The organism is Enterococcus sp. AZ163, from assembly GCF_050498925.1.
Classification (GTDB): Bacteria; Bacillota; Bacilli; order Lactobacillales; family Enterococcaceae; genus Enterococcus_A; species Enterococcus_A ferrettii.
The window spans coordinates 1,721,925-1,746,429 of sequence record NZ_JBIPAO010000001.1 but is presented as its reverse complement, the minus strand read 5'-3'; the positions used below and the strand labels follow the sequence as shown (position 1 = coordinate 1,746,429).

The window sequence follows — 24,505 nt, the reverse complement described above, 5'->3', positions numbered from 1 at the left end:
CCTATAGCTTGCCAGTTTCCAAGTATGTTAACAGAGCGTCTTTTTCTAAGTGACCAATCCCTAAATCATCCAAAGTTAATCCTTCTTTTAAGAAATCTCGACCGGTCATAACAGAAGCCAAGGTAATCATGCTATCGATTACTTTAGTTTCCACATCAAACTTTTTACCTAACTCATGATAAATGTGGCAGCCTACTGGAATATCTTCAGTGATATAACGATCCTGAATACTGAAAGGTCCGGTACCAATCGCCATTTCGTATTGTTCATCGAAAGGTACGATGCAATCATCTCCCATATATTCAGGGCCTAAAATACTGGTACGAGATAAGAAATTCTTTTTCGGGAAGCGCTGCAAATCAACCCCGATTGCTTCAGCCAGCGCTACTTCTTCCAAATAAAAGGCATATTGTACTTCAGAGATGGATTCACAGTAAGCATGCGAGTAAATCGAATAGGTAGATTTATCGTTGCCGCCAAACACGCGACCCCAATTTTCCATGACACCCACACCCAGAATAGTTCCTGGACAATGCAAAACAGGATTTACGTTGCTAAAGCCCACATCCAAAACCGTCTTTCCGCTAGTGGGTCCATCACCTTCAGTAATTGCATCAAAACAGCCTAATTGCTTCGTACTTTCTAAAAATTTCTCCTGATCGGTTGAAGGCAAACTTGCACCGCGCAAGGTAATCGCTCGATAGATTAAGCCGATTTCCGACGTCATCACTCCGCCTTCCTTTACCACTCGCGCACCATACGGAGCACTGGACCAGCCGCCAATAATTACTTGCTTCGTGCAATTCACTTCCCGCATTTTTTTACGCAATTTTAGTGAACCAAAGTTATCAGGAATAATATGGATGATCATGCCATCCTCCAGCACTGGCACTAACTCTTCAAAAAAGGCATCGTGAGCAATTGAAGGAACAGCCACAATCAATAGTTTACAACCTTTTACACACTCAGCCACACTGTCAGTAATTTTTTCAAAGCGAGCATTACCCGAACGTTTAAAACCATACTTGCTGTTTTGCTTGCCGGTTATGTTAATTCCTGTTCGTTCGACCGTTGCTAGTGTTGTTTCAAAAAAGTTAGGTAAATCACAAATATTTACCTTGTTTCCACCTAATACACAATCTGCTGCCACTGCTTTTCCAGCAGCGCCTCCTCCTAAAACAGCTACTGTCGTTTCAGGCAAATTTTCCTTCAAAACCATTCCATTCACTCCTTTTCAAAATAAAAAAAACGCCCCTGGTTTGCATACGAAATGCTAAACCAAGGACGATTACAACCTGTGATCGTGGTACCACCTTTTTTCGCCTGTATAAACAAGCCTCTCAGCTACGGAAATTCCTTCGATAGCCTAGTCGCGATATCGGGCGAACCCGCAGCACCTAGGGTCTAACCCTCAGTGACTGATGCCAAAAGACCATCTTCCTATCTGCTTGAATATCTCTTTTCACCACTCAGAGACTCTCTAAAACTCTTGCAACTAGTACTCTTCTTTTCTATGCATTAATATTAAAATTAGATTAGTAATTACCTAGTATCTTATAATTACTAATCGCTTCTGTCAATGCCTTTTCAAATAATCCAAAACAATTTGTAAATCCTTTCCTCGCTGAATGACTCCAGCGGGTACTGCTTGAACATCTAACTCAAAATTCGAATCCGGAACCATCAAGACCTTCAATCCAGCATTCTCAGCTGCCTGGCTGCCAGGAATCGAATCTTCAACGGCAATCCCAGCATCCGCTGTAAAACCGGCACGCTGCAACACTTCCAAATACAAGTCAGGTGCTGGCTTCAGCCGTTCCACATCATCACCAAATACTGGATAATCGATATACTGTAAAAAATCTAAACCAGCCATTACATCCCTCGCCCGTTTGGCAATTGTAGAAGTTGCTAGACCCACTGTATAGTTTTTCTTCGCAGCTTGCAGTGCCTCTTTAGCATAGGGTTTAGGAGGAACCCTTCCCTCAGCTAATTCCTGGTAAAAATATTCTTCTCGAGTTTTACGAATCGCCATTACTAGTTCTCGATCATTGGTCAACCTCACCAGCTCTTCAGTGGTCTCATGATACCCCTTACCTACCCAGCCCTGAAACATTTCAGCCGGCAGCTGAACCCCATGATCCTTCGCTGCATATTCCCAACCATCGCGATAAACCCTTTCTGTATCAACCAACAACCCATCCATATCAAAGATGACAATCTTCAACTCACTTTGCCCCATCTAAATCCTCCTAGCAGTATTTAGTTCTTTCTTCATTTTGACGGTTTTGTTGCGAGATTGCAATGGATTCCGAAAGACCTCTCAAAAAAACGAACTTGATCCATTGATCAAGTTCGTTCCATTGTTACCCTTTAATCTTCGCCACCAACTCGCGTAAATTCTCATCTGCACTTTTTCCATCATCTTTTTTCAAAAGAGCTTCAGAAATGATGAATGAGCCGCCGACCCCAATGATATGATCATTTTCAAGATACTCCATGAAGTTTCCTTGGTTAATTCCACCCGTTGGTAAAAACTTCACGTCATAAAACGGTCCACTTAATGCTTTGATTGCCTTCAATCCGCCATAAATATCTGCCGGGAAGAATTTCACAACTTTGATGCCAAATTCCATTGCTCGCTGGATATCTCCAGGAGTTGCCGTCCCTGGAAAGACTGGTACATCCCGTTCGATACAGTAGTCAATCACCTCTGGAACAATCGCTGGTGAAACAACAAATTTCGCACCATTTTCTAATGCCAGCTTGGCTTCTGCCAAGGATCTGACCGTACCAGCTCCCACAATCAGTTCACCTGAATCAGCTAGCTGCTTAATGGCTTCGGCTGCTAAGTAGCTGCGAAAGGCAACTTCGATAAAGCGAACGTCGTTTTTTATCAGCACTTCTTCTAATCGACCCAGACAGCTTAAATCTGTTGCTGTATACAACGGCAGCAATTTTACTTCTGCCATCTGTTGATAAAGCGGATGATTCATATTTGCTAACATAATTTATCTCACTTTCCCGTAAAATTAGTTTGCTTTCTTAGACTTGACTGCTGCTTCATGCAGACCCTGCAAGTAGGTAATCCCCATTGCCCGGTCATACAAGCCGTAACCTGGCATTGCAACCTCGCCCCAGACTGTTCGACCATGGTCCGGACGGATTGGTCCATCAAAACCAGCATCAACTAAGGCCTCCATAATAGCATACATATCTAGAGAACCCTCTGTGCTTAAATGAGCTGTTTCCTTAAACTTGCGTTCTCCCATGAAGCCAACATTCCGGAAGTGAACAAAGTTAATTCTGTGACCAATTTCACGAACCATCTCAACTAGATCGTTAGCTGGATCAGCCCCGAGGGACCCTGTGCAAAATGTAATGCCGTTATAAGGAGAATCAACGATACTCAAAATTTTCTTCAGATCCTCCAGATTTTTAGTAATCCGAGGCAGATCAAAGATTTCCCAAGGTGGATCATCCGGATGGATCGCCATTTTGACATCCATTTCTTCACATACCGGAATGATACGGGTTAGAAAATATTCTAAATTTTCAAATAATTTTTCTTCTGTTACACCATCATAAGTGGCCATCAGGCTGTTGAATTTTTTCAACCGCTCTTCTTCCCACCCAGGCAGCTTGAATCCTTTTGATTGGCTGTGGATCAGCTTATACATATCGCTTGGTTCCATGTTGTCCACGACTGACTGGTCGTAAACCAAAGAATAACTGCCATCCTCATTTTCATAGTTCAAGGTTGTTTTGGCCCAGCCAAAGATTGGTTTGAAGCTGTAGCAAATCATATGAACATCGCAGGCCGATAAATTCTTAATGGTCTGGATATAATTATCGATGTACTGGTCCCGTTCAGCTGTTCCGGCTTTGATGGCGTCGTGAATCGCAACACTTTCAATCCCTAAAAGCGCCAAATTTTCCTTCTCGATAGATTCCTTTAATTCTTGAATTTCATTAACCTGCCAGACATCTCCTGGCAGTTTGTTCAATAAAGTACCGACAATCCCGTTCATTCCTGGAATTTGACGTACATTGTTTAATGGAATGGAATCACCTTTCTCACCATACCATCTAAATCCCCACTTCATTATAGACCTTCCCCCATTTCTTAAAAATCGTCCTCATCGTCATCGTCTGATGCATCTACCATAGAAACATGCCACATGCTTAAGCTTTCAGTACCTTGGTTAATTACTGCTTGAGCAGCTTGCTCCACAGGGGTTCCCAAGATTTGATGATTGATCGTTTCCAACAGCATTGGCAAGTTTACTCCCCCAACAATGTATACAGCTTCCTGTAACTCTGATTCCAGGTCGTTTACTGTTAAAACAGATTGATTATAAGGACTCGCGCTTACTAAATCGACAAGTACAATAACGCCCTCTCCCTGGTTGACTTCATTAATTGCTTCTTTGATTTTTGTTCCTAATGCTTGAACATCATCTCCCTGATTCAAATTCACAGTAGCGATGTTGTTAGTAGCACCAATGATGACCTCTGCCGAATCCTTTAGTCCATCACTTAATTTGCCATGTGTTGCTATGACGATACCTAACATGTAAAAAGCCTCCTATTCTTTATTCGAACAATTTGATAATCTTCGTTAAATTTTCCATATTCAACGTCTTTTGCTTTAACGCTGTTTTATCCAAAACATACTGAGTACCTTCTGTTGTTTCACTAACATTAGCCCCGAACAAGTAAGTGATATTTCCTATACTCGGATGCTGATGAACCTCTGCTTGCTGCAGCCGCTCACTAGAGAATCCTTTTCCTTTAACCTGCAGCTCCGTATGAGCACCGACTGCATCCAGAGAATAAATTTTCGCTGATGCCTTGCAGGAATCCTGAAGGACATTTAATCCCACTTCACCATAAGCACCTTCATCAATAAAGGCAAAGGCTATCTTTTTGTTTTTGACACTATTTATCAACTGTAAGATAGCTAAAATAGATGACGTATTACGAATCAACGTCTGGCGACTCGACAATCCCTTGGCTATTTTACTTAAAAAGATAAAATATGCTCCATAGCAAATCGCTACGAGGATAGTCAGCGGTGAGGAAAGATCAAAAGCACTTGGAGCAACTTGCATATAAGCCAGTGTGAATAGCAAACCTGCCAGCAATGTTAACAAAGCACTGACTAGAATAAAGCTTGTGGTGCCTTTGCTTTGTTTTTTACGGTCAAATAAATAATAAGGACCAAAATGCTGAGGCGGTGTATCATAATAGGTACAAATGATCTGATCGGCCTTCTTAATATCCCCAACGTAAATATTATTGGCAGCATATTTTTTATGACGGTTGTATTCAATCACCTGAATGTCTTCCCGCATTTTTGCAATATCAGTAACCAATGCAGTTATAAATCTACGTTTTTGCTTCGCCGTACGCCGTACACGGTATACATATTGATAGCGAAACAGCCAATCGTTAAAGGTCTCATTTTGTTCCACTGGCTTCACTTCCCAACATTTTGGTCTTTCTTTAAAAGAAAATTACCACCGGATGCTGCGTGATGGTAATTTTCAACAGTTTTATAAACCGAATTGTCCCAATACATCTTTCAATGATGATTTAGGTGCCGATGGTGTTGCTTGGAAATAAATATCCTCTACACCATAATCGTCATGTAACTCTTTCAGTCTTGCTGCATCTTCTTTGTTTAGATAAACAGATTTTGTTACTAGCAAATCTTTGTCTGGATCTTTTTGAGCAATCCCACCAATATTCAATTCCTTCATCGGTAAACCATGCTTAACCAAATCGTAGATCACGCTGACCGTTTTAGTAATCAGAATGCAGTTATAATCCTTGAAACTATACTCATCCCAATAAAATTTCGCTTTTTCTGGTGTGATAACAATGGTCTTTTGACCAGTACGACTTCCAGCACTCTTGTATAGATCCCGCATAAATTTATCTTTAGCTACTACTTCATCCACCACAAAGATTGAGTTTACTCCGCTTTTTTGTGATAAGGTCATCATTACTTGTCCATGAATCAAACGCTCATCGACACGCGCTAAGTTTACTACTCCCATTACAGATCACTTCCTTTTAAGTTTTATAAAATTCCTACAGCTGCTAATACAATCAGAATAGCCGTTAGCCACAGCAGTGCTTGGGTAACCTTCAAGCCTTTCTTAGTATAGAACCAGTAGACACCCATCACGACTGCCAAAGGCAAGATTCCTGGAACAATTTGATCTAGTATTTCCTGCACAACGAATTCTCGACCTGACAGACTGAATTTCAAGGTTGATGCCACTTTAACATAGTTGCCGGCCAGAATTCCCATCATAAACAACCCAAGTACGGACAATGTTTCAATCGCTGTTTGGACACCTGTGCTTTGCATTAAACCAGTTGCATTACGTCCCATTGAGAAGGCTTGCTGTGCAAAGAATACCCCTAGAATCACTTGGTATAGAGCGAAACAAACGAATGGGAATAAAGCACCTAGTGGACTACCCTCTTGAGCCCAAGGAACAGCAATCGCAATAAAGATGTATTGAACAGTTCCTGAGTCAATCGCATCCCCAATACCTGCCAGAGCACCCATTAGTCCAGCTTTAGTATTGTACATTAGGTCATCTTGCATCATAATTTCTTTTTGTTCATACTCTTCTTCCGCCCGCTGTTGTTCCATTGAGGACATCAAGCCAGTGATAACTCCACCACCCCAGCTTAACTGAGTATTAAAGAATAGTAATTGCCGTTTGTAAGCGGCTTTTAATGTTTCATCATCTTTGTATAATTTTCTTAAAATCGGCATCATAGCATAGAGCAGTGATGGTGCCAAATAACGTTCAAAGGAATGCGGAATTTCATTGGCAAAGTGCCAGCGAAGATACGCTTTGGTTACATCTTTTTTAGTAATTTCTTCTGGTGCCAGATTATTTGTTTTAGTTGCTTCTGTCATTATTTTTCCCTCCTTATCGATTAAAATCCGTCATCGTAATCATCATCGTCGTCATCCATTGAAGCTGGTGCGCTTGATCCACTATCTGATGCTTGTACTAGTTTTCCTTTTTGTGACTGTACAAAGATCAAGGCAATAATTACGCCGAAGACAGCGTAAGTAACCATGGTAATTTCCAATGATTTGAAGACAACACTCATGAAGTACGCAAGGAAGAAGAAGACCATGTAATCTTTTCGACCAATAACATAAACCGTGGTTGCAATCCCGATTGCGGCTAATCCGCCACCGACTACTTCCAGTACATGGATAACTACGGTTCCTTCCAGAGCAGTAATGACATCTGCAATAACTGGTGCACCTAAGAATAGAGCCACAAATACTAATGGCACAAACAACAAGAATGATGCAATGGTTGGATAGGTAATGATCGAACGAGCAATTGCTCGTGGGTTCAAATCGTCCACTGCTTTATCTGTGTATTTTCCTAAGAAGGTATTAATGAAGAATCTAAATTGATAAAGATAACTACCTAAAAGTCCTACTGGTACTGCTACGGCAATCGCCGCTTCAGGTTTCAAATTTCCTAATAAAGCCACCGGTACGGCAATTGCTGCTGCAATTGACGGTTCTGCTGGCATTGATCCACCAGGTGAGAATACCCCCATGTAAATCATTTGAAGTGCCGCCGTAACAATCATTGCCTGAGAAACATTTCCCATGACAACCCCTACAAAAAGTCCTGTCATTAATGGAGAGAAACGCAGGGTCAATGTTGCCCCGCCTCCTAGCCATCTTGACATAACGGCCGCAACCCATAACGCGATTAACAAACTCTGCATTACACTTAAAGTTTCCATATGTCCTCCTTTTGAAGCTCGTTTAATTTAAGTATTGCTCTAACATCTCAATCGTTTCTTTTAATTTCTCTTCCGTGATCGTTATCGGAATCAAATGAACCTTTTCCTTGGAATCAATGAATTCAACTAACTGATCAATTACTGCCTCATCCTTTGGATAAATCCCCATTTGATGCAATGAAGTTGGCAAGTTCAGCTCCTGATAAAACGGCATCAAGCGATCAATCGTTGCCCATTTGCCTTCTAGAGCCAGCTGGAAAAAGATTCCATATGCAACTTTTTCACCATGCAAGTACCGATGACAGTCAGGAATGTATTTGCTCATCCCATCATGCATCGCATGAGCCGCAGCATTTCTAGCATATTTATCTCCTAAGCCGCCAACTAATCCGGCAACCCCAAAAACAATCTCCGATAAATGAACAAACTCATCTGATAACCGTTGATCCTTCATGTCTTGAATGGCTTTGGCTGAATCTCTAGTAATTGCTTCTTCGCACAGCTTTGCCGTATAACCCGCCATTTGCAAAAATGGTTCATTCTTCAAATGATCCTGTGCCAGAATTGTTTCTGATTCGTACCATTTAGCTAAGGTATCAGCTAATCCAGCAATAAAATAATTAACTGGCGAATCGATCACTAATTCAGGTTCTGTAATCAGAAAGGCTGCCTGACGTAAAAAGTGTTCGCTCTTGCCTTCTGATTCTCCATTTTCCTTGTACATCACTGAGAGCGGTGTCCACGGTGCACAGTTGCTGGCTAACGTAGGAATTACCCCAAAATTCACATTAAATTTATGTGCTGAGTAACCAACCAAATCGGTCAGTTTTCCTCCACCAACACCAATAATAAAATCGATGTTGTCCTTTTTCACCACTTCACCAATTAAATCTGCCCCGTAGTAGCTGCATTCTCCCGTGTATTGATGGTAGGTAAAGCGGTACCGTTCATCCTCTAAAAAAGATAATCTGGGTCGCGCCTTTTCCCAAGAAATAGTCCCATGAACAATCAATACATTTTTGGCAGCATATTCTTGCAATAAGGTAGGAATTCTTTCAAAAGCAGCTGTACAGTACTGATAAAACTGCGGTCCTACCTTTACCTTCAAACCTTCTAGCATTGTCAATTTCTCCCTGTCTACTTGATATAGCTGCTCACCGGCTGTACTGCTCGTTCCGGCAGCTGGCCTTTAGTCACATCCTCTACATCACGAACACATTTCTTGCCCATTTCCTCTAAACATTCCATCGTGTAAGCAGATGTATGCGGTGTCATTACCACATTGTCAAATGCCAAGTACGGGTGGTCCTTGCGACCAGGTTCTTCTTCTAATACATCCGTTGCAAAACCAGCAATCTTGCCCGTCTCCAAGCCTTTTACAATTGCTTGCTCATCCACTAATGCACCGCGGGCACTGTTCGATATATACACGTGTTCCTTCATTTGTGCTATTTCCTTATCACCAATCATGTGATAATTTTTTTCTGTTAAATTAGCACATATGCAAATCATAGCTGAAGACTGAAGAAGTTCCTCCAATTCAACTTTTTTGGCTCCATGACTTTGAATATCCAGCTCTGATTTGTATGGATCATAGGCCAGTACTTCACAGCGGAAGCCATTTCGTAGAATTTCCACAACACAGCTGCCAGTATTTCCGACACCAATGACACCCACTGTTTTATTAAATAGTGTCCGGCCAACAAATTGAGCACGATCTTCCCAGTGATCCTCAGTTACCCGTTGGTGCGCTTCCACCGTTCGTCGCAAAATCGCCATTAAATTAGTGATATTATTCTCAGCTACCGCATCTCTTTCTACTAGTGCCGGAATTATTGTTACAAGTGTATTGTGCTTTTTAGCCGCTTCAATATCAACATTATTAAAACCTATTCCGTGTCGGGTAATTAAAATAAGTTCATCCTTATGATCAAAAAATTCTTGTGTAAAAAATGGTGTAACACTGGCAATAATAATGTTGTATCCCTGAAGTGTTTCTGCTAGTTCTCGACCCTTGATTTCACCATCCACCGTAAAATGTTTAACCGGTCCGATTTTTTCTAAACGTTGGATATGCTCTGGAAATACTTGACCGAAACTACTGGAGTTGACAATTGCAATTTTGTATTTTGACATTTCTAAACCCCTTTAAATGCTCTTTACGACAGCGTGTCCACCGAAACCATGTCTTAATGAAGCAACGACCTTATTGGAAAAGCTGTCTGGAATTTTACTTTGGTTCCGAACGAATAAGGATAATGCGATAGTCGGTACTGGAATATCTAACTGTAAAGCTTCTTCTATAGTCCATTTTGCTTCACCGCTAGCATTTATTTCTCCTTTGATTTCTTCTAGATGAGGATCCTGTGCAAATGACCGCTCTGCTAATTCCATCAACTTCGCTTCAATAACAGAACCATGGTTCCAAACCTTTGCGACCTTTTCTAAATCAAAAGCATATTCCGAAGCCTCCAGCAGTTGGAAGCCTTCACCATTCGCCTGCATCATGGCGTATTCGATTCCATTGTGCACCATCTTCAAATAATGCCCTGAACCTGCTTTACCAGAATACAAATACCCGTCTTCACAAGCTAAATCCTTAAAAAAAGGTTCCACAATTTTTACCGCTTCTTCATCACCACCAACCATTAAACACGCACCGTGACGAGCACCCTCCATTCCACCAGACGTCCCACAATCAACAAAATGAACGCCTTGTTTTTTGCCCGCGTGATAATTGTTTAGACTGTCATGGAAATTAGAATTTCCGCTGTCAATAATTACGTCGCCTCTATTAAGCGCTTTCAACAAGTCCGTCACAAGTAAATTCGTAATTTCTCCGGCTGGTGTGCTTAAGAAAAGGATTTTTTGTTCATCTAAAGAATCCAACAACGTCTCTATTGACCTAACCGTTCGAACATGTTCTGCTTCTGCCTTCTCACGTGCCTGACTGCTTGCATCAAAACCAACGACTTCCCATTGTTTATCCATTACATTCAGCGCCATGTTTAATCCCATTTTGCCGAGTCCAATGAATCCTATTTTCATATTTCTTTTTCACCTGCCCTCCTGCTATATTAAAATCATATCGTGAAAAGAATAAATTGTAAAGATTTACATCAAATAAAAAATATTTTTTATTTAGCGATTTCTACCTGTGTTATTTTATTCATAGCCTAGATTGGAATCGTATAGAAAAAACGTTGCAAACGCTACCATAAAATTTGTTAATTCTCCTTCTTCTTTTATCTATTCTAAAAATTAGAAAATACGAATAGAATTATACGTTTAAGAAACCGGTTACTATTACGGCAAGCTTTTTATGTATAACAAAAAATATTCAACAAGTTTTTTTCTAATAATATACTAACCTCGTTTAAGGAAAGGTTTCGATATATACTAGCTTCTTAGGATCATTATTCCTTTTAATTTGGCCCTGATTAATTAAGCCTGTTCTTATTTAATGAAATAATCGCAGCTTTTGAATAAAGATTATTTATTTTAGTGGATTGGACGTTTTATTGTCAGTAGAGACTGGTTTCATAGGATTTTAGGGGGATTTGTTCCTTGCATTAGAAAAAATATTTTTAGGAAATTGTCTTTTAGAGTACACTTCCCTATAATGAGCATAAGATCTTTTGAAGAACGAACGACGGAAGCGATTATTATAGAATCAGATTTTGGACGGAGGAAGCGACATGAAAAATCATTATCTTGATCAACGAATCAGAATAAAGAAACCTAAGCTTAGCGATACTGAACAAAAAATAGCCAATTATCTTGTTCACTCTGAAGAAGCCCTAGCTCATAAAACCTTAGATGAATTAGCTAATGAAATTGGTGTCTCACAGTCCTCAGTTTACCAGTTTGTTAAACGCATCGGATACAGTGGTTTTCAGGAGTTCAAAATTGATATTGCCCGTAACTCCAACTATCAGCCGACATTTCAATCTGTTAATCCGATGAGCGGTACAGATGATATTACATCAGAAGACTCAAGCATCGATATTGCAAAAAAAGTGCTGCAATCAAATCTGCACTCGTTGAGTAACTCAACTCATTTTATTACAGAAGAACTACTGGATAATGCATTAGCTCTCATTTATTCGTCTAAAACACTGCATTTTTTCGGTCAGGGAGGCTCTACAATTGTAGCCTTCGACAGTTTTCATAAGTTTATCCGGACCAAGTATCGTTGCAATTACGTTTTTGATTACCATATGCAGATAAGCTTCGCGACTAAGCTGACTAATGAGGATTGTGTGTTTATTTTCTCACATTCTGGTCAAACCAAAGAATCAATTAATTTAGCCCGACAGGTAAAAAAAACCGATGCTAAATTGATCACTCTCACTGGTAATGGCGGTTCAGAACTGGTCAGTTTATCAGATGAAGCGATTATTGTTGTTACCGAGGAAAGTCTGTTTCGGACAGAAGCTCTTTCTTCAAGAATTGGCTACTTAACCGTCATGGACATTCTTTATACGAATGCCATGCATCATAATTACGATCAAAATACAGATTCCCTAAAGAAAATTCGTGACAATATCAGCACTACAAAGGTAGATCCTCATAACTTCATGATGTAAAAAAAACAAGGCAAGACCGATAGGGGTCTCGCCTTGTTATTAGCGCCTATAATGATTATTCAACACGTGGTTTTTCAGATTTTTCTTCTTTATCTTTGTCTTCTGACTTTTCAGCTTTCTCTTTGTCGTCAGAAAATTCTTCACGTTTTTCGTTTACATATTCTTTCGCTTGGTCTGCTTGTTCAGAAGCCTTGTCTTGCAAAGTTTCTTTATCTTTTTCATGTTCTTCTTTTGTCTTAATGTCAACAACCTTCAAATTCACTTCGATGACATCTAGACCAGTCATTTGCTTAACTTCTTTAGCAACCACTTGTTTTAAGTTATTGAAGATTTCTTGGATATCTTTGCCGTATTCAACAACTACATCCATGTCGATTGCCACTTGTTTTTTGCCAACTTCGGTTTCAATACCGGCAGTATCATCAGCATTATTGCTGATTTTTTTAGCAGTATTTGAGAAGAAGCCGCCATCCACATTCAACAGTCCATTTACGCTATCCAAAGCTACAGCAATAATTTTTTTAATTACTGAGTCATCATATTCAACGTCCCCGCGAATATTTTCAATATCTTGTTTGTCAGTTGATTTTTGATCTTTCTTTTCTTCTTCTTTTTTCATGTCGTTACTCATATCTTTCGCTTCCTTCTTATTATCAGATTCTTTTTTATCTTCACTCTTTTGCTTTACTTCAGCAGCTTTTACTTCTTTACCACTTTTCGTTTCTTTGCTGTCTTGGTCATTCTTCACGTCAGGAGTCTTTGCTTTTTGATCTTCAACTTTGTTTTCGTCTTTTTTGATATCTTTAGCATTTCCGCCAGCCTGATCATGTGCTTCTTTCACGCTTTCGGTCACTTCTTTCTTCATGTCTTTATCTACTAAGTTTTGAATTTCCATGTTGCATCCTCCTTTTTTCTTATACCTTAAGCATAGAGGATAATGTACAAATTTCAAAATAAAACGCTTGATTGTGTCACAGAATTATTTTTCTTTCTTTATTTCTGACAATTGTTCAATCTAAAGTAACTTTTTCCAGCTTCTTCTCTGGAATAAACCACATTATCAGCATAATCCCGTTAATCACGATAACTAATACCGGATGAATCAACCAGCCAGCCAGTAAGGCGACCACATTCAAAGCAATAGTCACCCGTATCTTCGTATAATGTCTAAAAAGCTTGCCTACCGCTGAGTCCTTGCCGTTGCAGCGAACTAGAGATAAGCCTAGTAAATAATAAGAGATATCCGTTCCTAAAATAACTAAACCGTAAAAAATTTGCGGTGCCAGTGAGGTTGGATAGTCGGTTACCCAGACAGTGACATATGGAAACAGTGTTAACATCAAAATCAACAAGTTATTTATCCACAATACCAGGCCGTCCACTTTTTTTATCATGTGAAAAAGATGATGGTGATTGTTCCAATAAATGGCTAACGAAATAAAACTGACCAAATAAATAATAAATTGATGGGCTTTTCCTTCAAAAGCGAAAAAGGTGTCCCCATTGGGTTCATGCAGCTCCAATACTAGTAAGGTCATAACAATGGCGATTACAGCATCTGTGAAGGCCTCGATTCGATTTTTCGGCATTCAAATTCCCTCCTTACTTTTCTTTCTGAGTCTACTACACATTGATTGAAAAGTCTGGTTTAAAGCCTGTTACAACCAAAAGACCCTTGCAGAAGCAAGAGTCATTTTAAGATATCGATTAATTCTTTTTTGGCAGCTGCAGAAGCTGGCAGATAGCTGAAGCAGATACCGATCAACGTCGAGGTTCCAATGGAAATAAAAACAGTCATCAAATCTGGCCGAACTGAAAATGGTAATGCAAAGGAAGCAGCAAAAGCGATTAATATCCCTAACACGTAGCCGATTACTCCACCACTTAAGGTCAGGACAATTCCTTCAAAGAGGAATTGCTGCTTGATCGATTTAGCATTAGCACCTAATGCGCGACGAATCCCAATCTCTTTTGTCCGCTCGGATACAGAAATATACATCATATTCATTACACCTACACCGGCAATAAATAACGAAATTGCAGCTACAGCGCCAATAAAAAGCGTCATTTGATCCAGCATCGAGCCTAACTGCTTAATCTCAGCGGAAGGATCATAGCTTTGGTATTCCCCCTGCAAACGGCTTTCACCGTTAACGTTCAGTTGCTTAAGTACTTTGTCCATTGCTGCGTTATCATCTGCTTGGGTATTGAACTTGATTGCCAATACGGAGTGATTTTCCTTTTTTTCCAAGTAATGAGCATAGGTCTTTTTAGGAAAATAGGCCAATGGTTCATAGTTTTGAGGACCCATCTCTCCTGAGCTGTTAACGGAAACTCCGACCACAGTGAATACCTGACCGTTCAATTCAAAAGCCCCGTTTAATGCGGCCTTGGCTGAGCCAAAGACCTGTTTTGCAACAACTTCGTCTAAAACAACTACCTTATTCAATCCATCATTGTCAGCCGGAATTAATTGACGTCCAGTTAAAATAGGCAAGGAAGTTTTCTTAGTTGTTTCAATCGCCATAGTGAATTTCATATTTTTATTATAGAAGTCAACAGAGTCTTTATCGTTCTCTTTCATCGTTTGATGGTAGCTTACTTCCTTGACCTCTGGCAGATTGGCCACCATATTTTTATCGGTTTGAGAAATACCCGAGTCATCTTTGATTAAATTATCAAAATCATTGTACTTAATATTGATATACTTGGTTTGTCCTGTTTCGTCAGCGCCAGTTGTTTGCGATAAGATATTGCGTTTAAATCCATTCCCTAAAGCAACAATGGTAATAACTGCAGCAATTCCAATAATGATCCCAAACATGGTCAGGAAGCTGCGACGTTTATTTTTGAAAATTGAGCGGAAAGCTGTACGCCAAAGAATATATTTTCTCATGCTTGCAATACCTCCTCAACCATCTGTCCATCTCTGATTTTTAACAGCCGGTCACAATAAATAACTGTTTCTGGATCATGAGTAACCAGAATTATGGTTACTCCTTCATCGTTCAACTGCTTAAACAACTGCATAATCTCATCAGTTGTATGGGTGTCCAAAGCCCCCGTAGGTTCGTCAGCTATAATGAAGCTGGGTTGATTGATTAATGCTCGAGCAATCGCAACTCGCTGCTGTTGTCCACCGGAGAGTTGTTTTGGTAATTGATCCAGTTTGTCGGCTAGTCCAACCCTTGTTAAGGCTTGTTTGACCTTTTTTTGGGTTTCATTATGCTTAGCACCATTGTACAAAAGCGGCAGCTCAACATTTTCAGCAACGGTTAAATTTTCAATGAGACTAAAGTTTTGGAAAACAAACCCTACCGACTGATTGCGAATCTCTGACAGCTCTTCATCCTTGAAATCATCAATCTCTCGGCCTTTAAAAAGATAGTGTCCTTCAAAGGTTCGATCAATAAATCCCAACAGATTAATCAATGTAGACTTGCCAGAACCAGAGGGCCCCATGATTGCTACAAATTCGCCCGCTTCGATAGAAAAATTGATGTCCTTTAAGACATTTATTTTCGTATCGCCCGTTTCATAATATTTGTAAATATGCTCCAGCTTAATCATTCGCGCTCACCTGTACCTCTGCGCCATCTTTTAATTCGTCATCAGGATTTTCAATAATTTGATCCTTCGCTTTAAGTCCGTTCTGGACAATCTTGTGTCCATTCACTTCTTGAATTTGAATTTCAGTTTGTTTCACCTTACCGTTAGTATATTTAAAGACGTAGTGCTTGCCCCCTTTTTCCTTAATGGCAGCATCTGGCAAAATAAGCTGATCTTGTTTTAAGGTAACCACCGTAGATAGGTCATCGGACCAAGGGAAATCTCCTTCGACAATAAACTCATAAGAAGCAACATTATTATTGTCATTGCTGGAAACAATTGCACTGGAAGCAATACTCTTAACCTTGCCTTCTGCTTGCTGATTATCTCCAATAGTAGATACTTGAACCGCTTGACCCGGCACTAATTTGTCCAGATCATATTCAGTTACTATGCCTTTAATTTGCTTGTTTTTTTCAGAAATTGTTACGACTGGTACTTCCGGTGAGGCCTGACCTTTTTCTTCAACTGAAACAATCCCAGCTATTTCAGCATTAACTGTTGTTGAAGCCTGCTGCTGTTGTCCTGCTAGTACATCTTTGGCAGCTTGGATATCTTCATAAGCACCCTGCACAGCAAAACGCGCTTGACTTAATTGATCATTAGCCGCCTGCAGCTCTGCTTGCTGCTGCTTCAACTGTTCATTAAGTCCGGCTTTTTCTTCCTGATCCTGTGTGCGTGCTATCTTTTGCTGAGTATCCGTTACTTGGTTGGTCAAAGTTTGGGCCTGCTTTTCACTCGAAGCAACGGCGGCTTCTGATTGGGAAGCATCTAGTGAGCTCTTATTCACTGCATGCTGTTGAGTGATCAATTCATTTTGAGCAGTATCATTTTGGTATTCAAGTAACGGAGTACCCTCGGAAACTTCCTGTCCATTAGTAACAGTAATATTTTTAATTGCTCCCTTAGAAGTATCTAAAAAGTAAAGCCGCTTTTGAATCGGTTCAACCTTCCCTTTTAGCTGTAACGGATCCGCAGTTTTTACTGTATAAGCACTATACTGCGGCTCCTGTTTCCCTGATCTTAATGCAGCAAATCCACAGCCTGCAATAACTAAACCAGCAACACTAGCAATAAATATTTTTGTCTTTTTCTTCATGTTCTTCCTCCAAATAAACTTTCTGGTTCTAGTTTACTGAAGGAAAAGACTATCCGACATCGAATCAGGTAGAATTGATCTAACAAAAAAGTAAGGTGAGACTGTCATCTCTGTGAAATTTAAATAACATGGAAGGTATGTGTGGGTGGAGGGGAGTCTGTTTAGCAAACAGTTTGCAGAGTTTTTTTCATTTAATAGTTATGATCTGTTCTTTGTGACTTTTTAGAAGGCATATAAACTTTATCCACGGCTTTTACAATAAAAAATTCGAACCAAACAAACCGAACTCCAAGAGACGGATCCTCTTAAAAGCTTCGATTTGTTTGGTTCTCTGCTGGTTAATAAAACGACTGAGCGTAAGATGCGCATTGTTGATAAAAATAGTCACTCAATTGGTAGCCTCTCCCCCAATGGGTCACAATAATCCGTCCATCTACACCTTGATTTTCGAATTTACGCTTGATTCGATTAATCATACAAGAAAGCTGACTCATGTTTGACGCCGTATTGCCTTCTGACCAAATTTTTTCACACAACTCTTTCCGAGTCATTACTTCTCCTTGTGCTCGAACAAGAAGGTTCATAACCGTTTGCTCTTTGCCTGTTAGGCGAATAAGCGTTGAGTCGAATTCACTTCTGTTTTCTGAATTAGGAAATGGAACCACTCGTTGATTCGATTCCTTTGCTTGGTTTCTCTTCATAGTAGCCAATGCAATTTTTTCTCGAATCACTTCTTGTGAATCAATTTCTGCAAGGTATCCCTGCAGTCCAAGTTCTGTCCATTTTTCTCGTTCCTCTTCCGTTGGCTCCTGTTCAACCTCTCTTAATAGAATAAGCGGGTATTCTAACAAAGGCTGCAATAACGTTTGTACTTCCTCATCAGAGAGTGATTTACCAAAAATAACTACCTGAAATTGCTGAGAAACAAACACAGGGACACCGAAGCGTTGAATTTGATCCAACAGCCAAGTAGAGCACCATACTTCATCATTTAGTTCTTGCAATTTTTTTTGTAGTGTTTGGTTTGCTAAAATATTCTTTGTTAGAAGTAAGGCTTGAGACATATTTTTTCCTTCTTTCGTTCGATTTTAATTTTATCTAGTTACTCTTCTTTTGCATTAAGTTTTGTATTAGCTAATTTATCAACGCGCTGCTGCAGCTCTTTGAAAATTTCCAATACGTCGCGTTTCGATTCATTGACCTCAAAAGAAATTTCCTTCGCTCGGTCGTAAACAACCTCAAGATCTTCCTCTGCCGATCGAATCATCATTTCCGCATCCATTTTAGCTTTTTCGACCGTTCGATTTGCTTGCTTCCGGGCGGAAACTAATACCTCTCCAATTTCCAATTGAGAGCGAATCGCTTCTTCTTTTAGTTCCTTATTTTCTTTTTGCAGCTCTTCCAGCTGCACTTTCATTTGTTGAATCGTCACTTGATCGACCACCTGATCGGAATTTTCCAGCAAGGAAGCTAACGCAGTCTCCTTTTCGGTAATAATCTGATTTAATTCGCCCAGTTTCTGATCTTTGATAATTAATTCTTCTTTTAACTGCTGATTCACTCGTTCCAACTCAACAGCATCGGCTTGCTCTTTTAAGGTTTCCCGCAGGTTCGTGATCTCACTTTTCATTGTCTGTGTTTGCTGCTGGGCTTGCTCTTTTTCTGACTCTACGACACTTAGAGCACTGCGAAGACGTTCCTGCTCATTCATTAATTTTTGCACTTCAATCCGTCGATCCGTCTGTTGCTGAATAAGTTCTCGTTCGCGCTCTTCTGTCATACGTTGCAATTCATCTTGCAGACGAATAACTTCTGGTGGATGGATCGCTGCTTTGGGACTGTTCTTTTCGATTGGCGGCTCAGTTGGTCTTTCACTCGTTCTTTCAATTGGTCTTTGCACTGGCTTCTCTCCGTTCTTTTCCATTGAGTAAACATTCGATCCTAATTCTTCGATACGATTTTCTGGAATTGCATTGATTTCGTCTACAATACTTTTATTGAAAAACCAACTGTTCTTTTTCTTGTTTGACGACATAGGCTACCTTCTTTCTTTATTCTTCTGGGACCTGCACAAATTCTTGATCATCACCTGCACGGGTGAACGTGCGATGATGCGTTTCCTCTTTTTGATCTTCACCAGTTAAATGCATTTGAAAGGTGACCTGAGTTAAATGGGGCACCACCTCGGCTTCCTTAACAAAAGCTAGTTGATTGGCTTCCAGCGTTTCCAGTTGATCTTTGGTCCCCGAATGCCCTACCAGTGCAATACTCAGTGTCTTTGACGGAATATCCAGCACAATTAACGTAGAGGACAATCCAAAATAGGGTTCAGCTTTTGCGGCCAACTCATTCTCAATCTCGTATTGCTGCTTGCGATTTTCATTTTCAAAAAGAGCCGCCCAATCATACGTACCCAATCCTAGTCCCTCTTCAGGGTAGGCTTTAATTGGTAAGTCATTAATAAAACGCCGCTGCTCCTCTCGCATCTTATAGAGTTCATCATTCGTCTGAGCATTTTTCTGATTCACTGCATACAGCTGATCCTCCAGTTCAAAGAGACTATAGGTGCTTAAAAGCAGACCCATTGCCAAGAGCAGACTCAAAAACAACAGGTAAGACACATGTTTTTCTTGTTCCAGATACTTCACATAGGCCAGTTTTTTATAAAATGACGATGGCTGACCTTTTTGCTTTTCAATTTTCTTTAGGCGTGAAGTCATCAAAAACCGATAAAGGACAATGAGTAATGTAACAACCACAAGTCCTACACTTAGAATGTTAATAATTAACACGCAGCTTCCTCTTTTCTTCCTTCTTCTCTTTATTACTGAACCGCAGCTAAATGCAGCTGAACAATTCCTTCAATTTCTGTTTGCTTCACCAGTCCAAAGGTTCGGCTGTCTTTAGATACATCCACATGATCACCAATGACAAAATAACAATCCTCGGGAATCTCCGTTAAGGTTTGCATTTTCTTAGCTGCAGATGGGTTAACTTGAAAGGTATAAACTGTTTCAAAATTTTTAGGCTCTCCGATGTTTAAAACCATCCGATTATTTTTAACCATAATCGTATCCCCTGGCATGCCAACTACCCGCTTAACAAACATATCCGGCTCTTTGGCTACACTAAAAACAACCACTTCATACCGATGAATCGGTGTTTGTTTTCGCACCAACACGGCATCGCCATCATGTAAATTCTTTTCCATAGAAGTACCCGAAACCCAATGAATACTAAAATGGTTTCGCATCTGTGCATCAATCAGAAAGAAGCCGGTTATCCCTAGGACCAACAAATAAAGAATCGCAACTGCCTTTATTAGATTTCTTTTTTTGCGCCCATTTATTTGTGAACGATGTCTAGGTCTTCTACTCATGTGTCGCTCCTCTTACTTTGGTTGAATGTAGGATACTTGGTTGGATCGAGCCAAATCATTGCCAATTACTCGATAGGAAATAATCGTCCCACCATAGACGTTCCCTTCTGAAATCAGAATCCCCTCTGATCCTACAGCTTCCACAAAAGCCACATGGCCATAACGTGTATCTGATCCGGCAGTTCCAGGACTAAAGGAAACCAACCATCCAGCTTTTGGCTGTTGACTCACCTTATAGCCTAAACGTTGGCCTGTTGCTCCCCATTCACCACCGTTGCCCATAAACTCATCGACTGATTTACCCAGTTGTTTTACTCGATTGTAGGCATACCAAGTACATTGACCGACTGGATAAGAGCCTGAGCTGTTGTAATTTTTTCCATCATAATCCGGGAGCTTCATCCGTTCTTTGTACTCAGCAGGAATTTCTGATTTTCCTTTAATAAATACACTGGAGTCCGTCGCTTTGGGCCGGTCAAATTCTGTTAAGTGATAGACTGCAATCAGAGAATTCAGCTTCTGATTGTATTCTGTATCCGTCGCATAGCTTCCAGTTAAAGAGGTGGTGGCATTTAAATAATTTTTAGCTTTAGAACGCCAGGTTGGTTGATAAAAGGCACTGTTACCGGAAATCCCTCCTCGCAGCAAGCTGACATAATCGCCTAAAGACGCCGCATAATTGGGATATTTCCGAAAAGCAGATTGGATTTGATACAATTCGCCATTTCCACGATCTTCGCTGGTCGCAAAAGAAACCGATTGGCCTTGATAGGTTCCCTTAACCCCAAACAAATTGTAATGAGGTGGTAAGGAAAGTCCGCTAGTACCGGAGCCGCTCTCCAAAATAGCTTGTGCAATCATCACTGAGGCAAATACATCGTATTCCAGTCCTAAAGTTCGTGCATCTTCACTGATAGACTCGACAAAGTTTGTCGTTGCTTCACTGGCTTGGAAATTTTTAGCTGCCGGGTAATTAGCTAACACTTGCTGTCCCTCGGCTGTCAGCTGCACTTCAGGTAAGGATTGTATGGTAAACTCATCGTCCAATTCAGTTAGCAAACGGACGACTGCTTGACGTTCCTTGACTGGCTCCTCTGATTCTTTTGGTTCTTCGGCTTCTTCCGCCTCTTCTTTTTTCTCGGCTTCTGCATGTTCTTCGGTTACTTCAACGTCTGCCAAAGTAAGATAGCTATCGTTGCCCAAATACAAGCCCACCAGCTTTTGATCTTGGTAGAGAAGGGTGCCAATTAATAGTTCTTCCTTTTGAAACTTTTGACTATCCTCTACTAAATTTGTTCCATAGAACATTTGATACAGCTCCTTGAAAAATTCAGCTGCCTCCAAGTTTTTCTCTTGCGGCTGCCCCACTTGTTGAATGGCTCCATAAATCCATGCAGCCACCTCTTTGCGTTCAAAGGTAGATAGTAATGGTAGTTCGAACCGTCCTAAATCCGATTCCGCTAATCGTTCTGCCCGCCATTCCTTTGGAAGGTTGAGGGTACTAGTAGCTGAAAGGGCTTGGTCTTGCGTTCCATTAGTTAAACGAGGTGTCTGTACCGTTGGCTGACTCGGCTGGGGTACTTGAACCATTGGCGGTTCAGCTGGAGGTACCTCTGGTGAAGAAACTTCTGGATCACTAGAAGAAGGGCTCGTTTCTTGTTCTTCTGTAGTCGAAATGCTAGTACTGCTTTCTGTTGAATAAGCAGGCTCTTCACTTGTCATCGATTCAGTTGAACTTGTCGATTCCTGTGTCGTGGTCGAACTAGTGGACGACTCCGTGGTTGAGTTACTAGTAGTACTTGTTGTAGACTCACCTGTGGACTCGCTGCTCGAACTGGTCGTGGCTTCGGTCTCACTTGTTTCACTGGACGTATTAGATGACGGGTCACTGGATTCTTTTGTTGCTTCGGTCGATTCCTCTGAAATTACTTCTTCTACGGAGGAGTCAATTGGCGGTTCAATTGCTGGTTCCGCTGCTTGAGACGTTGGCGGCTCCTCTGTGTTTAACAAGGATGGCTCCTGTACAGTTTCTTGTGAAGGTTCAGTTGCTATTACTGGTTGTTCCGATAGTTGGACGTTTTTTTCTTCAAGCTCTCCCGCCTTCAAGACGCCACCTCTTAAACTAAAGAGTGAGACACCCAGCAACAACAGCGCACAAATTCCTCCAGCAGTTTTTTTCATCTTGTTTTCTCCTATCCCTGTCTTCCTTTTTTAAATCAAACTGAAAAATAAAATGGGCAATAAGAACAATAAAAATAATGGCACGACGGTTTGTAATGGATCACTAATGATCTTAGCTGCCAAGGTCATACTCCAATGATCCGTTGTGGTAATCGGGTCCTCCTTCATAATCTCGCCATTCACCTTGGTATTTGATCTCGTTAAATTCATTTGATCAAATAGCTCAGCTTCGGCTTCTCTCAAAGGTAAAATACTTTTTAGATTCCCTTGAACCAGTCGGCGATAGATTGTGCCAATGTCCCCTTCGCACCGCAACAGAGTCAGTAAGGCGCGATTGTTCGCTGGGTTCTTCTCAACATAGTCCACTTCTGTCTCCTCAATAATTTTGTTTATGGAAACCTCATAGACATAAATATCTTTGAAATCTGTCGTGTAGATCAGATCGCCTTTCTTTAAATTTTGAATCCGGTGCAGCAGAACATCTTTATCAAAAATATTATGGGCCAACAGCACATAATTTCCTCGACCCAGCTGCTGATCTAGACGATACGTCGCTGCTCCACTCAACAGATTTTCATTGGCTAACCCTGCCAGAATGGGTAAATCTATCGACACTTTGGGAATAACAATTTTGCCCACTCCCCAATTATTGGTTGTCGTCTGAATGGCTGATTTTGCTTTCGCATAGTCTGAAATTTTTACGCTGGCAATTTGTTTCTCCTCATAAGTGGCCTGTGAGATTTTATCCAGATTAAAACTGCTCAGCTCTTCTGATTGGCCGATATTGACCGATGCATACGCTGGCTCTTGTTCCATTTGAAGATAGCCGTAGATTGCTGTACACATGACCGCCACCATACTAATAAATAGTAAAATGAATAAGGTTTTTGTGACTAGGAACAATCGTTTCAGACGTTTTCTCGCCTTTCTTGCGACCAGGGGATCATCCGAGCGAAAGCGGCGGATATTGTATTGATAAATCCCCATTAATAGAAGAAAGATTGCGACATTACTGCCCAACGTGGCCAAAACAATATTTTGGTAACTCCATTGATTACGCTGTTTTACCTTTCGCTGCATCGCCTCGTTGTAGTCCACTCGATGACCTGTGACCAGAAGCCGGAAGGTATTGATACCCGGAGGTGTACAGGTTAACAGCGTCACCTTATCCTTTTTGGGTTGAATCTTGATTTTATCGGCGTCTGTCGGCAGAATCTCTTCGAAGGAATCAATTTCATAAGCCAACCGTTTGCCTAAAATATTGATGAAAAATAAATCACCTTCTTTTAAGTTACGGATGTCGGTAAAGAGTACTTGGTTACGGACACCGCTATGACCCGTGATTACCGCACGCGTATCTTTGCCGCCGATGGGAATCGAGGTCGGTTCAAAATGCCCTAGGCCCTTATCCAAGGTCTTAAAGGAAGTCCCGTGATAAAAAGGCATCTGTTTGATATCAATCGCCGGAATATCAATGGTGCCCATGACATCTCCCTGCTTCATGATGCTGTTGTAAACAATCGGTTCCCCTGTGGTTTTTCCCTCTTGTTTATTGAATATGTAGTGATTGTATTCTTGTGCCAGCTGCAGCTGTTTCTCTTTGTCTGCTTTTGACATTTTTCTCATGGTGTCATCGTATTGGCTGACCGCTTGACTGCGTTCTCGATTGGCCAGATAATTCCCAACAATTGGGTACAAGAGTGTCAGAATCCCTCCGAAGATCATCAACAGTGCAAAGTTTTTAAGCAACGAATTTCTTCGTTTGTTTTTTTCCCGCTTCACACTGGTTCCTTCTTTCATCTAAGTTCGTTTTACACTAGAAACAAAGAATCGAGGACACCT

The 24,505-nt window shown here is 40.7% G+C and carries 24 protein-coding genes and 1 other annotated feature; of the genes, 1 reads left to right on the top strand and 23 read right to left on the bottom strand.

The annotated features are described in order from the left end of the window. Position 1 precedes the first annotated feature (1 nt). The 12 genes from IGI46_RS08255 to gnd form a co-directional block, all read right to left on the bottom strand. Positions 2-1,219: an NAD/NADP octopine/nopaline dehydrogenase family protein gene (locus tag IGI46_RS08255; RefSeq protein ID WP_429962864.1), complete on the bottom strand. Its 1,218-nt coding sequence runs from the start codon at positions 1,217-1,219 to the stop codon at positions 2-4. A 58-nt stretch (positions 1,220-1,277) separates the two neighbouring features. Next, positions 1,278-1,523: a binding site (T-box leader), on the bottom strand. A gap of 53 nt (positions 1,524-1,576) precedes the next feature. Continuing rightward, entirely contained in the window at positions 1,577-2,242 is a 666-nt protein-coding gene (locus IGI46_RS08250) for an HAD family hydrolase (RefSeq protein WP_429962863.1), read from the bottom strand. A 124-nt stretch (positions 2,243-2,366) separates the two neighbouring features. Further along, a complete protein-coding gene (locus IGI46_RS08245) occupies positions 2,367-3,008 on the bottom strand; it encodes a bifunctional 4-hydroxy-2-oxoglutarate aldolase/2-dehydro-3-deoxy-phosphogluconate aldolase (RefSeq protein WP_429962862.1) in 642 nt (213 codons plus the stop codon). A 24-nt stretch (positions 3,009-3,032) separates the two neighbouring features. Then, positions 3,033-4,106 (bottom strand): mannonate dehydratase, encoded by a 1,074-nt coding sequence (gene uxuA / locus IGI46_RS08240; RefSeq protein ID WP_429962861.1) that lies wholly within the window; start codon positions 4,104-4,106, stop codon positions 3,033-3,035. A gap of 20 nt (positions 4,107-4,126) precedes the next feature. Further along, complete coding sequence (locus IGI46_RS08235) at positions 4,127-4,576, bottom strand: PTS sugar transporter subunit IIA (RefSeq protein WP_429962860.1); 450 nt, start codon at positions 4,574-4,576, stop codon at positions 4,127-4,129. Positions 4,577-4,595: 19 nt separating this feature from the next. After that, the gene (locus IGI46_RS08230; RefSeq protein WP_429962859.1) at positions 4,596-5,477 is read right to left on the bottom strand and encodes a hypothetical protein; all 882 of its coding nucleotides are present in this window, start codon (positions 5,475-5,477) and stop codon (positions 4,596-4,598) included. A gap of 81 nt (positions 5,478-5,558) precedes the next feature. After that, the gene (locus IGI46_RS08225) at positions 5,559-6,065 is read right to left on the bottom strand and encodes a PTS system mannose/fructose/N-acetylgalactosamine-transporter subunit IIB (RefSeq protein WP_429962858.1); all 507 of its coding nucleotides are present in this window, start codon (positions 6,063-6,065) and stop codon (positions 5,559-5,561) included. Between the two features lie 23 nt (positions 6,066-6,088). Continuing rightward, positions 6,089-6,946, bottom strand: a complete 858-nt coding sequence (locus IGI46_RS08220) for a PTS system mannose/fructose/sorbose family transporter subunit IID (protein WP_207704619.1) — start codon at positions 6,944-6,946, stop codon at positions 6,089-6,091. A gap of 20 nt (positions 6,947-6,966) precedes the next feature. Then, entirely contained in the window at positions 6,967-7,806 is an 840-nt protein-coding gene (locus tag IGI46_RS08215) for a PTS mannose/fructose/sorbose/N-acetylgalactosamine transporter subunit IIC (RefSeq protein ID WP_429962857.1), read from the bottom strand. Positions 7,807-7,828: 22 nt separating this feature from the next. Then, positions 7,829-8,926 carry an iron-containing alcohol dehydrogenase family protein gene (locus IGI46_RS08210; protein WP_429962856.1) on the bottom strand — a complete coding sequence of 366 codons (1,098 nt, stop codon included), beginning with the start codon at positions 8,924-8,926 and terminating at the stop codon, positions 7,829-7,831. 17 nt (positions 8,927-8,943) lie between these two features. After that, positions 8,944-9,942, bottom strand: coding sequence for a D-isomer specific 2-hydroxyacid dehydrogenase family protein (locus tag IGI46_RS08205; RefSeq protein WP_429962855.1), 999 nt, complete (start codon positions 9,940-9,942; stop codon positions 8,944-8,946). 12 nt (positions 9,943-9,954) lie between these two features. Beyond that, positions 9,955-10,854: a phosphogluconate dehydrogenase (NAD(+)-dependent, decarboxylating) gene (gnd, locus tag IGI46_RS08200; protein WP_429973224.1), complete on the bottom strand. Its 900-nt coding sequence runs from the start codon at positions 10,852-10,854 to the stop codon at positions 9,955-9,957. 650 nt (positions 10,855-11,504) lie between these two features. On the opposite strand from gnd, the gene IGI46_RS08195 reads away from it, so the two are divergent. Then, entirely contained in the window at positions 11,505-12,395 is an 891-nt protein-coding gene (locus tag IGI46_RS08195) for a MurR/RpiR family transcriptional regulator (protein WP_429962853.1), read from the top strand. A 55-nt stretch (positions 12,396-12,450) separates the two neighbouring features. Here the strand turns inward: IGI46_RS08195 and IGI46_RS08190 are convergent, their stop codons facing one another. The 11 genes from IGI46_RS08190 to IGI46_RS08140 all read right to left on the bottom strand — a co-directional run bounded on the left by IGI46_RS08190 (position 12,451) and on the right by IGI46_RS08140 (position 24,463). Beyond that, complete coding sequence (locus IGI46_RS08190; RefSeq protein ID WP_429962852.1) at positions 12,451-13,290, bottom strand: Asp23/Gls24 family envelope stress response protein; 840 nt, start codon at positions 13,288-13,290, stop codon at positions 12,451-12,453. A gap of 115 nt (positions 13,291-13,405) precedes the next feature. Further along, a complete protein-coding gene (locus tag IGI46_RS08185) occupies positions 13,406-13,984 on the bottom strand; it encodes a TMEM175 family protein (protein WP_429973223.1) in 579 nt (192 codons plus the stop codon). Between the two features lie 101 nt (positions 13,985-14,085). Continuing rightward, positions 14,086-15,291 (bottom strand): ABC transporter permease, encoded by a 1,206-nt coding sequence (locus IGI46_RS08180; protein WP_429962850.1) that lies wholly within the window; start codon positions 15,289-15,291, stop codon positions 14,086-14,088. Further along, complete coding sequence (locus IGI46_RS08175) at positions 15,288-15,965, bottom strand: ABC transporter ATP-binding protein (protein ID WP_207704611.1); 678 nt, start codon at positions 15,963-15,965, stop codon at positions 15,288-15,290. The genes IGI46_RS08180 and IGI46_RS08175 overlap by 4 nt, the downstream gene beginning before the upstream one ends. Continuing rightward, positions 15,958-17,103 (bottom strand): efflux RND transporter periplasmic adaptor subunit, encoded by a 1,146-nt coding sequence (locus IGI46_RS08170; RefSeq protein WP_429962849.1) that lies wholly within the window; start codon positions 17,101-17,103, stop codon positions 15,958-15,960. Before IGI46_RS08170 ends, IGI46_RS08175 begins: the two co-directional genes overlap by 8 nt. Positions 17,104-17,441: 338 nt before the next feature. After that, on the bottom strand, positions 17,442-18,167 hold the full coding sequence (locus tag IGI46_RS08165) for a winged helix-turn-helix domain-containing protein (RefSeq protein ID WP_429962848.1): 726 nt from the start codon (positions 18,165-18,167) through the stop codon (positions 17,442-17,444). A gap of 38 nt (positions 18,168-18,205) precedes the next feature. After that, complete coding sequence (locus tag IGI46_RS08160) at positions 18,206-19,138, bottom strand: hypothetical protein (protein ID WP_429962847.1); 933 nt, start codon at positions 19,136-19,138, stop codon at positions 18,206-18,208. A 16-nt stretch (positions 19,139-19,154) separates the two neighbouring features. Further along, positions 19,155-19,895 carry a hypothetical protein gene (locus IGI46_RS08155; protein WP_429962846.1) on the bottom strand — a complete coding sequence of 247 codons (741 nt, stop codon included), beginning with the start codon at positions 19,893-19,895 and terminating at the stop codon, positions 19,155-19,157. Positions 19,896-19,927: 32 nt separating this feature from the next. After that, positions 19,928-20,482: a signal peptidase I gene (gene lepB / locus IGI46_RS08150; protein WP_429962845.1), complete on the bottom strand. Its 555-nt coding sequence runs from the start codon at positions 20,480-20,482 to the stop codon at positions 19,928-19,930. Positions 20,483-20,494: 12 nt separating this feature from the next. Continuing rightward, positions 20,495-22,663, bottom strand: coding sequence for a glucosaminidase domain-containing protein (locus IGI46_RS08145; protein ID WP_429962844.1), 2,169 nt, complete (start codon positions 22,661-22,663; stop codon positions 20,495-20,497). Between the two features lie 30 nt (positions 22,664-22,693). Next, positions 22,694-24,463, bottom strand: coding sequence for a class C sortase (locus tag IGI46_RS08140; RefSeq protein ID WP_429962843.1), 1,770 nt, complete (start codon positions 24,461-24,463; stop codon positions 22,694-22,696). Between the last annotated feature and the right edge of the window lie 42 nt (positions 24,464-24,505).

Bases quoted from the DNA above. Each gene is read 5' to 3' on its own strand.
- IGI46_RS08255 (WP_429962864.1), bottom strand. From the start codon at position 1,219: ATGGTTTTGAAGGAAAATTTGCCTGAAACGACAGTAGCTGTTTTAGGA.
- IGI46_RS08250 (WP_429962863.1), bottom strand. From the start codon at position 2,242: ATGGGGCAAAGTGAGTTGAAGATTGTCATCTTTGATATGGATGGGTTG.
- IGI46_RS08245 (WP_429962862.1), bottom strand. From the start codon at position 3,008: ATGTTAGCAAATATGAATCATCCGCTTTATCAACAGATGGCAGAAGTA.
- uxuA (WP_429962861.1), bottom strand. From the start codon at position 4,106: ATGAAGTGGGGATTTAGATGGTATGGTGAGAAAGGTGATTCCATTCCA.
- IGI46_RS08235 (WP_429962860.1), bottom strand. From the start codon at position 4,576: ATGTTAGGTATCGTCATAGCAACACATGGCAAATTAAGTGATGGACTA.
- IGI46_RS08225 (WP_429962858.1), bottom strand. From the start codon at position 6,065: ATGGGAGTAGTAAACTTAGCGCGTGTCGATGAGCGTTTGATTCATGGA.
- IGI46_RS08220 (WP_207704619.1), bottom strand. From the start codon at position 6,946: ATGACAGAAGCAACTAAAACAAATAATCTGGCACCAGAAGAAATTACT.
- IGI46_RS08215 (WP_429962857.1), bottom strand. From the start codon at position 7,806: ATGGAAACTTTAAGTGTAATGCAGAGTTTGTTAATCGCGTTATGGGTT.
- IGI46_RS08210 (WP_429962856.1), bottom strand. From the start codon at position 8,926: ATGCTAGAAGGTTTGAAGGTAAAGGTAGGACCGCAGTTTTATCAGTAC.
- IGI46_RS08205 (WP_429962855.1), bottom strand. From the start codon at position 9,942: ATGTCAAAATACAAAATTGCAATTGTCAACTCCAGTAGTTTCGGTCAA.
- gnd (WP_429973224.1), bottom strand. From the start codon at position 10,854: ATGAAAATAGGATTCATTGGACTCGGCAAAATGGGATTAAACATGGCG.
- IGI46_RS08195 (WP_429962853.1), top strand. From the start codon at position 11,505: ATGAAAAATCATTATCTTGATCAACGAATCAGAATAAAGAAACCTAAG.
- IGI46_RS08190 (WP_429962852.1), bottom strand. From the start codon at position 13,290: ATGGAAATTCAAAACTTAGTAGATAAAGACATGAAGAAAGAAGTGACC.
- IGI46_RS08185 (WP_429973223.1), bottom strand. From the start codon at position 13,984: ATGCCGAAAAATCGAATCGAGGCCTTCACAGATGCTGTAATCGCCATT.
- IGI46_RS08180 (WP_429962850.1), bottom strand. From the start codon at position 15,291: ATGAGAAAATATATTCTTTGGCGTACAGCTTTCCGCTCAATTTTCAAA.
- IGI46_RS08175 (WP_207704611.1), bottom strand. From the start codon at position 15,965: ATGATTAAGCTGGAGCATATTTACAAATATTATGAAACGGGCGATACG.
- IGI46_RS08170 (WP_429962849.1), bottom strand. From the start codon at position 17,103: ATGAAGAAAAAGACAAAAATATTTATTGCTAGTGTTGCTGGTTTAGTT.
- IGI46_RS08165 (WP_429962848.1), bottom strand. From the start codon at position 18,167: ATGTCTCAAGCCTTACTTCTAACAAAGAATATTTTAGCAAACCAAACA.
- IGI46_RS08160 (WP_429962847.1), bottom strand. From the start codon at position 19,138: ATGTCGTCAAACAAGAAAAAGAACAGTTGGTTTTTCAATAAAAGTATT.
- lepB (WP_429962845.1), bottom strand. From the start codon at position 20,482: ATGAGTAGAAGACCTAGACATCGTTCACAAATAAATGGGCGCAAAAAA.
- IGI46_RS08145 (WP_429962844.1), bottom strand. From the start codon at position 22,663: ATGAAAAAAACTGCTGGAGGAATTTGTGCGCTGTTGTTGCTGGGTGTC.
- IGI46_RS08140 (WP_429962843.1), bottom strand. From the start codon at position 24,463: ATGAAAGAAGGAACCAGTGTGAAGCGGGAAAAAAACAAACGAAGAAAT.